Genomic DNA, 12,360 nt, shown 5'->3' on the forward strand with positions numbered 1-12,360 from the left:
CGCACGTGTATTCTAGGCGGGGGCATCAATCGAATGGCCACGAAAGCGACGAACGGCGCGGAAGTGACGGAAAATCGTGAAGAATCAGGCGATGGCCCGCTGATGGACGGCATGGTGCAAGCGGTCAAGAAGATGATCGCCCGCGGCCGCGAACGCGGTTATGTCACCTATGACGAGATGAACGCGGCCCTCCCGCCCGACCAGTCCTCATCGGAGCAGATCGAGGATACGATGGCCATGCTCTCGGAGATGGGCATCAACGTCATCGAGAGCGAAGAACAGGACGACAACCAGAATGCCGCCGCCGATGCGGACGGCGAAGCCCGGGTCGCCGGGAACCTGGACGACGACGATATCGGCCGCACCGACGATCCCGTCCGCATGTACCTGCGCGAGATGGGATCGGTCGAACTGCTGTCCCGCGAGGGCGAAATCGCCATCGCCAAGCGGATCGAGGCCGGCCGCGAGCAGATGATCGGCGCGATCTGCGAGTCCCCTCTGACGATCCGCGCGATCATCGAATGGCACGACGCCCTCAACGAGGGCAAGATGCTTCTCCGGGACATCATCGACCTGGACGCCACCTACGGCGGAGGACCCGACGCCGAGGGCATTCCCGTTCCGACCGACGGCGAGGTGGCTCCCGCGCAGGAAGCCGCTGCCGGGGGCGAAGAGTCCGAGGAAGCCCCGCTGGGCGCCGAAGGCGAGGGTGAGGGCGAAGGGGACGGCGAGGAGAACAACCTCTCCCTGTCCGCGATGGAAGCGGCGCTCAAGCCTCAGGTGCTGGAGACTTTCGAGAAGATCGCGGCGACCTACGAGAAGCTTCACAGGATCCAGGAAGCCCGGCTGGCCGCCATCCAGCGCGGCGAGGACCTGGGCAAGAGCGACAAGAAATACGACCGCCTCCGGGCCGAGCTGATCGAGCTGATGAACACCGTGCGCCTCAACAACGCGCGGATCGAACAGCTGGTGGAGCAGCTCTACGGCCTCAACCGCCGACTGAACAGCATGGAAGGCCGCCTGTTGCGCATGGCGACCGACTGCAAGGTCAAGCGCGAGGACTTCCTGCACCACTACCAGGGCCACGAGCTGGATCCCAATTGGACCGACAGGATCAAGGGTCTTTCCGGCAAGGCTTGGCCGCGCTTCCTGGAGAAACATTCGACCGAAATCGTCCGGGTGCGTGAGCAGATCTCCGTCCTGTCGGACGAGTCCGGTTTGCCGATCCAGGAATTCCGCCGCATCGTCTCGACCGTCCAGAAGGGCGAGAAGGAGGCGAGCCGCGCCAAGAAGGAAATGGTCGAGGCCAACCTGCGGCTGGTGATCTCGATCGCGAAGAAGTACACGAACCGCGGCCTTCAGTTCCTGGACCTGATCCAGGAGGGCAATATCGGCCTGATGAAGGCGGTGGACAAGTTCGAGTATCGGCGCGGCTACAAGTTCTCGACTTATGCGACGTGGTGGATCCGGCAGGCGATAACCCGCTCCATCGCCGACCAGGCCCGTACCATTCGCATTCCCGTGCACATGATCGAGACGATCAACAAGCTGGTGCGGACCTCCCGCCAGATGCTGCACGAGATCGGCCGGGAGCCCACGCCGGAAGAACTGGCGGAGCGCTTGCTGATGCCGCTGGAGAAGGTCCGCAAGGTCCTGAAGATCGCCAAGGAGCCGATCTCCCTCGAAACGCCGATCGGCGACGAGGAGGATTCGCATCTCGGCGATTTCATCGAGGACAAGAACGCGGTCCTGCCGCTGGACGCCGCGATCCAGGCCAACCTGCGCGAGACCACCACCCGCGTCCTGGCCAGCCTGACTCCCCGCGAGGAGCGCGTGCTGCGCATGCGCTTCGGCATCGGCATGAACACCGACCACACCCTGGAAGAGGTCGGCCAGCAGTTCTCGGTCACCCGCGAACGCATCCGGCAGATCGAGGCGAAGGCGCTGCGAAAGCTGAAGCACCCGAGCCGGTCCCGGAAGCTTCGCAGTTTCCTGGATACCTGAGACGGCTTGACGGGCTCGGGGGGCGCGCGGCTCCGGTCGCGCGTCCCGGCTTCCGCCGCCAAGACCCGGTCACAGCAAACATCGGGGTTGCTTTAAGGCGCTTTCGGCGGCACATTCTCGTGCCTCGCGTCGGGCGTGTAGCTCAACTGGTTAGAGCTGGCCGCTCATAACGGTCTGGTTATCGGTTCAAGTCCGGTCACGCCCACCATTCCCCGCCGCCTCCCTGTGGTGCAAAGGCTTGCAAAACTTCGGTTTTGACCGCACCTTCTTGTCATGTGCTTAAGTACGCGGAGGGAGAATGGCGGAAACCATCGATCTATCCTCGTTCCGACAGGCGCGCGAAGCCGCGCCACTGGCGCGGGCCACGAATTCATTCCTCGCCCTGGCAACCCAGACTAACCATGCCGGCCTCGATACCAAGCTGTTGCTCCAGGCCATGACCATTGCGTTGGCCAAGCTGGTCGTGGAGGCCACCGACCAGGAGGATGCCGAAAAGGTCGCCCGCCAGATCGGCGACAGCCTTCCGGCCCTGGTGGAACACCTCATGCGGGCGGACCCCACCCATACCCATTGAACGTGAGCGGGCTTGCGCCTGGGTCGGCGGGCTGGTACGGACCGATGACCGCGACCAGGAGCCGCCATGACGATCGATGAGCTGATCGAGAACTTCGCACTGTTCGACGAGTGGGAGGACAGGTACCGCTACGTCATCGACCTGGGGCGCGGCCTGCCGCCGCTGGACGACCGCTATCATACCGATGCCTTCAAGGTGGAAGGCTGCATGAGCCAGGTCTGGCTGGTGCCGCTGCCCGCCGAGGAGGGCCGCATGCGGTTCGCTGCCGACAGCGACAGCGCGATCGTGAAGGGACTGGCCGCGGTCCTGCTGACCGCCTATTCCGACCACACGCCGAAGGAGATCCTGGACACCGACCTGGAAGCCATCTTCGCCCGGATCGGCCTGGACCAGCATCTCAGCCCCAACCGGCGCAATGGTTTCTTCTCGATGGTCGAGACCATCAAGGCGTCCGCCAAGGCCCGGATCGCTGCCAGCGACTGACGCGCCCCATCAGCCTTTTCCGCCGGTCCGGGGCACCGGCCGCCAATCCGGCGGAGCCAACTCGAACCCGGCGAACCCGAACGCCGGCGCCACGGTGCAGCCGACCAGCGTCAAGGCCCCGAGCGATACCGCGGTCTGCCAAGCGCCGGCGGGAACGACGGCCTGGGGCCGTTGCCCCTGCGCCAGCGCCGGTCCCAGATGCATCGATTGCGCGTCGTGGCCGTTCGGCGAGATCGTCAGGGCCAGCGGCCCGCCGGCATACCAGTGCCAGATCTCCACCGCGTCCACCCGATGCCAGGCGGAGAACTCGTCCGCCTGCAGCAGGAAATAGATGGCGGTGCAGGCGCCGCGCGAACCGTCTGCCGGCGAGTCGCGGAACGTCTCGACATAATGCCCGCCCTCGGGATGCGGCTGCATCCCGAGGAGCCGGATGATCTCCGCGGCGGAGAGATCGCCTGCCGGCAGCACCGGCCGCCCTCAGGCCGCAGGAGGCTTGGTGGCGGCGAAACTGCCGCGGGCGCTAGCCTGATCGAACCAGGCGCTGAGGGCGGGACGGCCCTGGCGCCAGTCCTCGTGTCCGAAGCGGAAGTCCAGGTATCCCAGCGCCGCCAGCACGGCCAGCGCTCCGATGTCGGCGCGGGTGCCGAGCCGGTCGGCCTCCTTCTCCAGCTGGTCGAGGGAGCGGGCGACCGCCCGCCGCTGACGCTCCATCCAGTCGGACGAGCGGAACTGCTCCGGCCGGTTGCCTTCCAGACGCCGCAGGATCGCGGCGTCGCAGATGCCGTCGGCGAGCGCCTGGAACCGCAAGGCCGCCCACCGCTCCGCGCCCGGCGGGGGAAACAGTCGTCCCTCGCCACCGGAAGCCAAGCTGTCCAGGTATTCGCAGATGACCGGGCTGTCGAACAGCGCGGTGCCTCCCTCGACGACCAGGGCCGGAACCTTGCCGAGCGGGTTGTCGTCGGGAAGGTTGGTCTCCGGGCTCCAGGCGTCGGTCTTCTCAAGCTCGACCCGATCCGCGAGGCCCAGTTCGTGAATCACCATCATCACCTTGCGCACATAGGGCGAGGTCGCGCTGTAGCGCAGCTTCATGTCGGGTCCTTCCAAGAATGTCCTCTTTGTTTAAAGAGGCGACTGTCAGAAATGATCCTTGCGCCGGCGGATCTCGGTGAAGACCTCGACCGGATCGGCGCCCGAGAGGCCGAGTTCGGCGGCAAGACCCGGATCGTCGGCGCGCAGGAACGGGTTGGTCGCCCGCTCCACGCCGAGCGTGGTCGGGATGGTCGGCTTGCCGGCGTCGCGCAGCACGGCGATATCGGCCGCTCGCTCCTTGAGGGCCGGGTTGCCGGGATCGATGCTGACCGCGAAGCGGGCGTTGGACAGCGTGTATTCATGTCCGCAATAGACCCGCGTGTCGGCGGGCAACTCCCGCAGCTTCAGCAGCGAGGTCCACATCTGGGCCGGCGTCCCTTCGAACAGCCGGCCGCATCCCAGCGCGAACAGCGTATCGCCGCTGAACAGGGCGGATGCGTCGGGAAACCAGAAGGCGACGTGGCCGCTGGTGTGGCCCGGCGTCTCGAAGACGCGGACTTCGTGCGAGCCGAAATGATAGGTGTCCTCGTCGGCGACAACCACGTCCAGTTCGGGAATCCGGCCGCGGTCGGCGGCGGGCCCGATGATGGTACAACCGAAGCGTTGCTTCAACACGCCGTTGCCGCCGATATGGTCGGCGTGATGATGGGTGTTGAAGATGTGCGTCGGACGCCAACCTGTTCTATCCAGGGCGGCGAGCACAGGTCCCGGCTCGCCGGGATCGACGATGCCGACCGCATCGCTCTGGGGATCCTTGAAAAGGTAGACGTAGTTGTCGCTGAGCGTTGGGATGAGCTGGATATCCATGACGAAGAGGTTACCCCATGGCCGTGGGTCAGGCAAAGCCCTGGGCATGACCCCGGCTGTTGTTTCGTGTTAGACTCCGGTCACAATGTATACCGACGCTATTGATCTTCGCGAGTTTTACGAGAGCAGCCTGGGACAGGTCGCCCGGCGGATGATCCGCCGGCGTGTCCGCGAGCTGTGGCCGGATGTCCGCGGCCAGGTGGTCCTGGGCGTGGGCTATGCCGCCCCATACCTGCGCCCCTTCCGCGACGAGGCGGAGCGCACCATGGCCCTGATGCCGGCATCGCAGGGTGTCGTCTATTGGCCGGCCGAGGGTCCGGGCCTGTCGGCGCTGGCCGACGAGGCGGAACTGCCGCTGCCCGACATGTCGGTCGACCGGGTGCTGCTGGTCCACGGCCTGGAATGCACCGAGCAGCTCCGCCCGATGATGCGCGAGATCTGGCGCGTCATGGCCGGGGGAGGGCGGCTGCTGGTGGTCGCGCCGAATCGGCGGGGCATCTGGGCCCGGATCGACCGCACGCCGTTCGGCCACGGCAGCCCTTATTCACCGTCCCAGCTGAAGCACGTGCTTCGGGAGAACATGTTCGTTCCGGAACGGTCGGCCCGCGCCCTGTTCATTCCGCCGATCCGCTCCCGCTTCCTGCTCGGATCGGCGCCGGCCTGGGAAGAGATCGGCGAGCGTTGGTTCAAGGCCTTCGCCGGTGTCTATCTGCTGGAGGCCAGCAAGCAAATCTATGCCGGCGTGTCGCGCAAGGTGGTCCGTCCGAAGAAGCGCCGCCTGATGGTGCCGATTCCCTCCGGTGCCGGCATGCCGGGCGCCGCCGGCGCCGCCCATGTCGAGCATGTGGACGGCGTGCCGACGGCGGCCTGCGAGGAGGCGGACGGAGCGGCCGATTATGCGGACTTGCGCGACTTGCCCACGGGTGCCGGCAGGTAGGGCGCCAGATACCGCCCTGTGTAGCTGCGTTCCTCCCGGACGACCTTTTCGGGAGGGCCTTCGGCGACGATGTCGCCGCCGCCGGTGCCGCCCTCCGGGCCGAGGTCGATGATCCAGTCCGCGGTCTTGATGACTTCCAGGTTGTGCTCGATCACCACGACGGTGTTCCCTTGGTCGACCAGGGCGTGGAGCACTTCCAGGAGCTTCCGCACGTCCTCGAAATGCAACCCGGTCGTCGGCTCGTCCAGGATGTAGAGGGTGCGGCCGGTGGCGCGGCGGCTCAGTTCCTTGGCGAGTTTGACCCGCTGGGCCTCGCCGCCCGACAGCGTGGTCGCCGCCTGCCCGACATGGATGTAGCCCAGTCCGACCCGTTCCAGCGTCTGCATCTTGTCGCGGATAGAGGGTACCGCCTTGAAGAACTCGGCACCTTCCTCCACCGTCATGTCCAGGACGTCGGCGATGCTCTTGTCGCGGTACAGGATTTCCAGCGTTTCGCGATTGTAGCGCTTGCCATGGCAGACGTCGCAGGTGACGTAGACGTCGGGCAGGAAGTGCATCTCGATCTTCAGAACGCCGTCGCCCTGGCAGGCCTCGCACCGGCCGCCCTTGACGTTGAACGAAAAGCGGCCGGGGCCGTAGCCGCGGGCCTTGGCTTCCGGCAACCCCGCGAACCAGTCGCGGATCGGCGTGAAGGCGCCGGTATACGTCGCCGGGTTGGACCGCGGCGTCCGGCCGATCGGCGACTGGTCGATGTCGATCACCTTGTCCAGGTGCTCGACGCCGTTGATCGCGTCATGCTCCGCCGGGTGCTCCCGCGCGCCGTTGAGCTTGCGGGCGAGCGACTTGTAAAGGGTCTCGACCACCAGCGTGCTCTTGCCGCCGCCCGACACGCCGGTGACGCAGGTGAAGGTGCCGAGCGGGATCTTCGTCGAAATGTCGCGCAGGTTGTTCGACCGTGCGCCGACGACTTCCAGGAATTGCCCCTTGTGCCCCTTGCGCCGCTGGCCCGGCACTGGGACCGACTTGCGGCCGGTCAGGTAGTCGGCGGTGATGCTGTCGGGGTTCTGCATCACCTCCTCCGGCGTGCCTGCGGCGATCACCTGGCCACCATGGACACCGGCCGCAGGCCCCATGTCCACGAGATAGTCGGCGGCCCGGATCGCGTCCTCGTCGTGCTCGACCACGATCACGGTGTTGCCGATGTCGCGGAGGCGCCGCAAGGTCTCCAGCAGGCGGTCGTTGTCGCGCTGGTGCAGACCGATCGAGGGTTCGTCGAGCACGTAGAGCACGCCGGTGAGGCCTGAGCCGATCTGCGAGGCGAGGCGGATTCGCTGGCTCTCCCCGCCCGACAGCGAGCCGGAATTGCGGCTGAGCGTCAGGTAATCGAGGCCGACATTGTTGAGGAAGCCCAGCCGCTCGTTGATCTCCTTCAGGATGCGGTAGGCGATCTCCTGGTCCTTGGGGCGGAGATGCTGGTTCAATTCGCCGAACCATTCGCCGGCCTTCAGGATCGACATCTCGGTGACTTGGCTGATGTGCAGGCCGCGGATCTTGACGGCCAGCGCCTCCGGCTTCAGGCGGGCGCCCTTGCAGGCCTCGCACGGCTGGCTGGACTGGTACTTGCCCAGTTCCTCCTTGACCCAGGCGCTCTCCGTCTCCCGCCAGCGCCGTTCCAGGTTGTTGACGATCCCCTCGAACGCCTTGTTGGTCTCGTAGCTGCGCAGGCCGTCGTCGTAGCGCATGGTGACCGGCTTGCCCCCGGAACCGTAGAGGATGGCGTGCCGGACGTCCTCGGGCAGGTCTTTCCAGGGCTTGGTGGTCGCGACCTTGTAGTGGCGCGCCAGGCTCTCCAGCGTCTGGGCATAATACTGGGAGGTCGAGTTGGCCCAGGGGGCTATGGCACCCTTGTCGAGCGACAGGTCCTCGTTCGGCACGACCATCAACGGATCGAAATACAGCTTCTCGCCCAGGCCGTCGCACGACGGGCAGGCGCCGAACGGGTTGTTGAACGAGAACAGCCGCGGCTCGATCTCCGGGATCGTGAAACCGCTCTCCGGGCAGGCGAACTTGGCGGAAAAGGTGGTCCGGTCGCCGGTGTCGGCGTTCTCCGCGAAGGCCAGGCCGTCGGCGAGGCCCAAGGCCTGTTCGAGCGAGTCGGCGATCCGGTTGCCCAGCCCCTCGCGCACGACGATGCGGTCCACGACCACTTCGATGTCGTGCTTCAGCTTCTTGTTGAGGGCGGGGGCGGCATCGATCTCGTACAGTTCTCCATCGATCTTGACGCGCTGATAACCGCGTTTGGAGAGATCCTGGAGTTCCTTGCGGTACTCGCCCTTGCGCCCGCGCACGATGGGGGCGAGCAGCAGCAGGCGGGTTCCCTCCGGCATATCCATGATCCGGTCGACCATCTGGCTGACCGTCTGGCTTTCGATTGGCAGGCCCGTCGCCGGCGAGTAGGGGACCCCGACTCGCGCGAACAGCAGCCGCATATAGTCGTAGATCTCGGTCACGGTCCCGACGGTGGAGCGCGGATTCCGCGACGTGGTCTTCTGCTCGATCGAGATCGCGGGCGACAGCCCCTCGATCGAGTCCACGTCCGGCTTCTGCATCAATTCCAGGAACTGGCGCGCGTAGGCCGACAGGCTCTCGACGTAGCGTCGCTGCCCCTCGGCGTAGATGGTGTCGAACGCCAGCGAGGATTTGCCGGACCCGCTCAGGCCGGTGATCACCACCAGCTTGTCGCGCGGCAGATCCACGTCGATGTTCTTCAAATTATGTTCCCGCGCGCCGCGGACCGTGATAGATTTGTTCATGAGATGTTCTTACCAGGAAGACCGGTAGAGGGGAAGCGACAAACCACAGACATATGAGCGATGCGGGACGGAATTGCGACTCCCGGCTCGGCAGATCTGTGGTGCGAATCGTGGGACACGAGAGTCGCGGCACCGGGCCGTGACGGCCTAGCCAAGGGCAGCCGTTGCGTTCCGGACCTCTCCCGCCTACGGTAGGCATCATCGCGCCACCGGCGGATCAGGAGTTAGAGAGACCATGAACGTATGGACATTCAGCGGCCGCGTCGGCGCCGATGCGGAATTGAGGACCACCCAGAGCGGCGAGAAGGTGCTGAGCTTCCGGGTGGCCAACGACGTCGGGTTCGGTGACCGCAAGACGACCCAGTGGGTCGACTGCTCCATGTGGGGCAGGCGGGCGGAGTCGGTCGCCAACTATGTGAAGAAGGGCGACAAGGTCGTGGTCAGCGGCGAGCTGAAGCTGGAGGAATTCCAGCGCCGCGACGGCACCCCCGGTTCCAAGTTGAGCGTCCGCGTCGCCGAGATGGACCTCGGCAGCAAGCAGGGCGAAGGCGGCGGAGGCGGCTACGAGGGTGGCGGCGGAGGCGGCTACGGCGGCGGCAGTGGCGGCGGCGGCGACCGGGGCGGCTCGGGCGGCGGCAGCCGCGGCGGCAGCAAGCCGGCCTTCGACCAGGATCTGGACGACGAGATCCCGTTCTAAGCTGCGGCGTGAGCCGGCCAAAGGCAGTCTGACGCAAGCTGTGTCGTTGGGGCTTCCCTGCGTGGGCAGGGAAGCCCTTTTCGTTGGTTGACGGTTGACCTGCCGGGCGGGCTATGGCTGTTACGCCAGAGGATTTCACCGCAGGAACCCAGGATTGGCCGAGAGCTCGCACCGTTATCCATTCATCCTGGCCCTCGGCCCGACTTTGGCGGCTTTCGCCTTGAATGCGGCAAGCGTCTTCCCGAACGGCTTCGTGGAGGACGACGGCTATTTCTACAGCAGGATCGCTTACAATATCGGGATCAACCACCTCTCCAGCTTTGACGGGGTTTCGACCACCAGCGGCTACCACCTGCTCTGGGGATGGCTGCTCGCCGGGATAAGCTGGATCATCGGCCTGGCCACGCCGTCGGTCCCGGTTCACCTGTTCGCCCATCTCGCGGCCTTCTACAGCCTGATCCTGCTGGCGAGCTGGGAGGCCACCCGCCGGCCGGTGGCGGCGGTCGCGGTGGCGGCTTTGCTGCTGACCTCCAGCGGGCTGATGGAAACGGGGCTGCTGGCGCTGCTCCTCGCGATCCTCTTCCGGTCCTTCCTGGCCCAGGACGGCGAGCGGCCCGCGTTCCCGATGATCCTGGCGGCCGGTCTCGTCCCGCTCGTCCGGATCGACTCCGCCATCATCGTCGCGGTCCTGGTCCTGTATCTGCTGATCCGCCGGCGGCGGGCCGGCGTCGTCCTGGCCGCCGCGCTCGCTGCCGGGTGCCTCGCGCAGTTCGCCCTGATGAAGCTGGTGTTCGGCGAGTTTTATTCCGTGTCGTCCTTCCTGAAGGTCAGTGCGGACGTTCATGGTTCCGGCCTCGTCGCCCATCTCAGGGACAACATCTTCGCGTCTTCCGGACAACTGGCGCGCTTCGGCTGCCTCGGCCTTCTGCTCGCCTGCAGCCTCGTCGCCATCATGGGCGCCGAGACGCGTGAACAGATGCTGCGGCGGGCGACCGTCGTGGTTTCGGTCCTGGCCTTCTTCACGCCGCTTCTCGTTCTCGTCAACGTGCGAAGCTGGTACTTCGTCGTCCCGTTCCTCGGCCTCGCCATGGTGGCCTGCCAGCCGTTCCGGACGGGTCGGAGCCGCTCCGGCGCATCCCGCGACCTTGCGCTGGGACTGGCGGCGCTGTTCCTGGCGCTGAATCTTGCCGGCCGTGTCCAGTACTACGCGGGCTTCCGGGTCGACCAGCTCGCCAGCGCCGAACTGATCCGCACCATCCACGGTTCGGTCCCGGCCTCCGCCCGGATGTACCAGATCGACGGCAGCGGGTTCGTCGGCTATTTCGCCGACCGGACCCTGATCAACGGCGACGGACTGGTGAACAGCTACGACTACGCCCGGCGGCTGCGGGCCGGCTCCCTGGGTGGATACCTGGAGGAAATGAACGTTTGCTACGTCGTGACCAACGTGGCGGAACCACCGATCGACCCGGATGCCGCCATCGTGGATATCGGCGGGCTGGTGGTCAGGCGGGCGGAGGTCGACCATGTCTATTTCAGGCCGGACCGGAACGTGAACCCCTACGCCAGGTTCAACATGTATCGCCTCCGGCGCGCCGATTGCCTGTGACCGCGACAATCGGAACCAAGCGATAGGAGCCCTGTTGTCGGTCCCATGCTGCAATGCAGCGCGAACAGTGGCGATGCGCCACCCGACAACCGGCAACATCGAAGGGTTTTTCCGATGCCTTCACATCCTGACCTTCCCGTGGTCGTGATCACGGGCGCTTCGAGCGGTATTGGACGCGCGACAGCCCATGCCTTCGCCCGGAAGGGAGCGACCGTGGTCCTTGCCGCCCGGCGCGCGGAAATGCTGCGCGAGGTGGAGCGGGAATGTCTCGACCTTGGCGGACGGGCGCTTGCGGTGCCGACCGATACGACCCGGGAGGATCAGGTCGGGAGGCTGGCGGAAATGGCGCTGGAGCATTTCGGCCGGATCGACGTCTGGTTCAACAATGCCGGAGTCGGCGTCTTCGGCCGCTTCGAGGATATTCCGTCCGACGTCTGGCGCCGGGTCATCGAGACGAACCTGTTCGGCTATGTCCATGGCGCCAAGGCCGCCATGCGCCAGTTCCGCGTCCAGGGCCACGGCGTACTGATCAACAACGCTTCCATCGTCGGCCGTCTGGCGAAGCCGGACTCCACGGCCTACGCCACCAGCAAGTTCGCGGTCAGGGGCTTCTCCGAAGCCTTGAGACAGGAAGTGCTGGATCAGCATGGGATTCACATCTGCACCATCCTGCCGTCGGTGATCGACACGCCGTTCTTCCATCATGCCGCCAACTTCAGCCATCACCGTGTGCGCGCCGCTCCGCCGGTCTACACGCCGGAGAAAGTGGCACGGACGGTGGTCGGACTGGTCGAGCATCCGCGTGCCGAAGTAATCATCGGCGGGATCGGCAAGGTCGCCGCGATCCAGAAGCGGCTTGCTCCCTCCCTGATGACCCGGATCAACGGCCGCGCGCTGAACTACGGGTTCCTGGCCGACGAGCCGAGCGACGAGACGACCGGAACGCTGTTCGAACCCATGCGGGACGGGCAGGGCGTCCGTGGCGGTTGGCGGAAGGTTTACAACAATGGCGGTGTCCCGCTGGCGGCTTTGACCCTCCTGGCGCTTCCGGTCGGACTTGCGTTCCTGCTGCGCAGTCGCCGGGTCTACTGAAGGCGTGTCTCCCGATATCTGTTCAAATAATCTCTACGTGTGTTGGAGACGATCTGACGATTGCAGCTGTTGACGGTCCATCGATGCCCCGGTCGGGTACCCGACCGGGGCATGGCAGGCATTCAACAATGCAGTACAAAGGACGCTGAAATGGCTCAGTACACTATTGTGACCATGTTCCGGGATCGGGACGTTATTGGTACCGTGCAGCAGGAACTGCGCAATTCAGGCGTGGACCTGCATGATGCGCAGATG

The 12,360-nt window shown here is 65.7% G+C and carries 11 protein-coding genes and 1 tRNA gene; 8 read left to right on the top strand and 4 right to left on the bottom strand.

Annotated elements, in window-relative coordinates; all coding sequences use genetic code 11:
- Positions 1 to 33: 33 nt before the first annotated feature.
- From rpoD to DPR14_RS10880, 4 genes are all read left to right on the top strand, one after another.
- Positions 34 to 2,004, top strand: a complete 1,971-nt coding sequence (gene rpoD, locus DPR14_RS10865; RefSeq protein WP_158045146.1) for an RNA polymerase sigma factor RpoD — start codon at positions 34 to 36, stop codon at positions 2,002 to 2,004.
- A gap of 131 nt (positions 2,005 to 2,135) precedes the next feature.
- Positions 2,136 to 2,212: transfer RNA gene (locus DPR14_RS10870), tRNA-Ile, on the top strand.
- A gap of 90 nt (positions 2,213 to 2,302) precedes the next feature.
- On the top strand, positions 2,303 to 2,578 hold the full coding sequence (locus DPR14_RS10875; protein WP_158045147.1) for a hypothetical protein: 276 nt from the start codon (positions 2,303 to 2,305) through the stop codon (positions 2,576 to 2,578).
- A 66-nt stretch (positions 2,579 to 2,644) separates the two neighbouring features.
- Positions 2,645 to 3,061 carry a SufE family protein gene (locus DPR14_RS10880; protein WP_158045148.1) on the top strand — a complete coding sequence of 139 codons (417 nt, stop codon included), beginning with the start codon at positions 2,645 to 2,647 and terminating at the stop codon, positions 3,059 to 3,061.
- Between the two features lie 9 nt (positions 3,062 to 3,070).
- On the opposite strand, the gene DPR14_RS10885 is transcribed toward DPR14_RS10880, so the two are convergent.
- From DPR14_RS10885 to gloB, 3 genes are read right to left on the bottom strand one after another with little or no spacing between them, the layout of a single operon-like run.
- Positions 3,071 to 3,529, bottom strand: a complete 459-nt coding sequence (locus DPR14_RS10885) for a cupin domain-containing protein (protein ID WP_425501028.1) — start codon at positions 3,527 to 3,529, stop codon at positions 3,071 to 3,073.
- A 9-nt stretch (positions 3,530 to 3,538) separates the two neighbouring features.
- Complete coding sequence (locus tag DPR14_RS10890) at positions 3,539 to 4,150, bottom strand: glutathione S-transferase N-terminal domain-containing protein (protein ID WP_158045149.1); 612 nt, start codon at positions 4,148 to 4,150, stop codon at positions 3,539 to 3,541.
- 45 nt (positions 4,151 to 4,195) lie between these two features.
- Positions 4,196 to 4,957 carry a hydroxyacylglutathione hydrolase gene (gene gloB / locus DPR14_RS10895; RefSeq protein ID WP_158045150.1) on the bottom strand — a complete coding sequence of 254 codons (762 nt, stop codon included), beginning with the start codon at positions 4,955 to 4,957 and terminating at the stop codon, positions 4,196 to 4,198.
- 85 nt (positions 4,958 to 5,042) lie between these two features.
- Between gloB and DPR14_RS10900 the strand changes: the two genes are divergently transcribed.
- Complete coding sequence (locus tag DPR14_RS10900) at positions 5,043 to 5,894, top strand: class I SAM-dependent methyltransferase (RefSeq protein ID WP_158045151.1); 852 nt, start codon at positions 5,043 to 5,045, stop codon at positions 5,892 to 5,894.
- Here DPR14_RS10900 and uvrA read toward each other — a convergent pair.
- On the bottom strand, positions 5,852 to 8,707 hold the full coding sequence (gene uvrA, locus DPR14_RS10905) for an excinuclease ABC subunit UvrA (RefSeq protein ID WP_158045152.1): 2,856 nt from the start codon (positions 8,705 to 8,707) through the stop codon (positions 5,852 to 5,854). The two genes, DPR14_RS10900 and uvrA, sit on opposite strands and share 43 nt — an antisense overlap.
- A gap of 235 nt (positions 8,708 to 8,942) precedes the next feature.
- On the opposite strand from uvrA, the gene DPR14_RS10910 reads away from it, so the two are divergent.
- The 3 genes from DPR14_RS10910 (at position 8,943) to DPR14_RS10920 (ending at position 12,105) form a co-directional block, all read left to right on the top strand.
- Positions 8,943 to 9,404, top strand: a complete 462-nt coding sequence (locus tag DPR14_RS10910; RefSeq protein ID WP_158045153.1) for a single-stranded DNA-binding protein — start codon at positions 8,943 to 8,945, stop codon at positions 9,402 to 9,404.
- A 220-nt stretch (positions 9,405 to 9,624) separates the two neighbouring features.
- Entirely contained in the window at positions 9,625 to 11,013 is a 1,389-nt protein-coding gene (locus DPR14_RS10915) for a hypothetical protein (RefSeq protein WP_192499402.1), read from the top strand.
- Positions 11,014 to 11,127: 114 nt separating this feature from the next.
- Entirely contained in the window at positions 11,128 to 12,105 is a 978-nt protein-coding gene (locus tag DPR14_RS10920; RefSeq protein ID WP_158045155.1) for an SDR family oxidoreductase, read from the top strand.
- Positions 12,106 to 12,360: the final 255 nt, after the last annotated feature.

The organism is Skermanella pratensis, assembly GCF_008843145.1.
Classification (GTDB): Bacteria; Pseudomonadota; Alphaproteobacteria; order Azospirillales; family Azospirillaceae; genus Skermanella; species Skermanella pratensis.

Excerpts from the sequence above, each read along its gene's own strand:
- rpoD (WP_158045146.1), top strand. The coding sequence starts at position 34 with ATGGCCACGAAAGCGACGAACGGCGCGGAAGTGACGGAAAATCGTGAA.
- DPR14_RS10875 (WP_158045147.1), top strand. The coding sequence starts at position 2,303 with ATGGCGGAAACCATCGATCTATCCTCGTTCCGACAGGCGCGCGAAGCC.
- DPR14_RS10880 (WP_158045148.1), top strand. The coding sequence starts at position 2,645 with ATGACGATCGATGAGCTGATCGAGAACTTCGCACTGTTCGACGAGTGG.
- DPR14_RS10890 (WP_158045149.1), bottom strand. The coding sequence starts at position 4,150 with ATGAAGCTGCGCTACAGCGCGACCTCGCCCTATGTGCGCAAGGTGATG.
- gloB (WP_158045150.1), bottom strand. The coding sequence starts at position 4,957 with ATGGATATCCAGCTCATCCCAACGCTCAGCGACAACTACGTCTACCTT.
- DPR14_RS10900 (WP_158045151.1), top strand. The coding sequence starts at position 5,043 with ATGTATACCGACGCTATTGATCTTCGCGAGTTTTACGAGAGCAGCCTG.
- uvrA (WP_158045152.1), bottom strand. The coding sequence starts at position 8,707 with ATGAACAAATCTATCACGGTCCGCGGCGCGCGGGAACATAATTTGAAG.
- DPR14_RS10910 (WP_158045153.1), top strand. The coding sequence starts at position 8,943 with ATGAACGTATGGACATTCAGCGGCCGCGTCGGCGCCGATGCGGAATTG.
- DPR14_RS10920 (WP_158045155.1), top strand. The coding sequence starts at position 11,128 with ATGCCTTCACATCCTGACCTTCCCGTGGTCGTGATCACGGGCGCTTCG.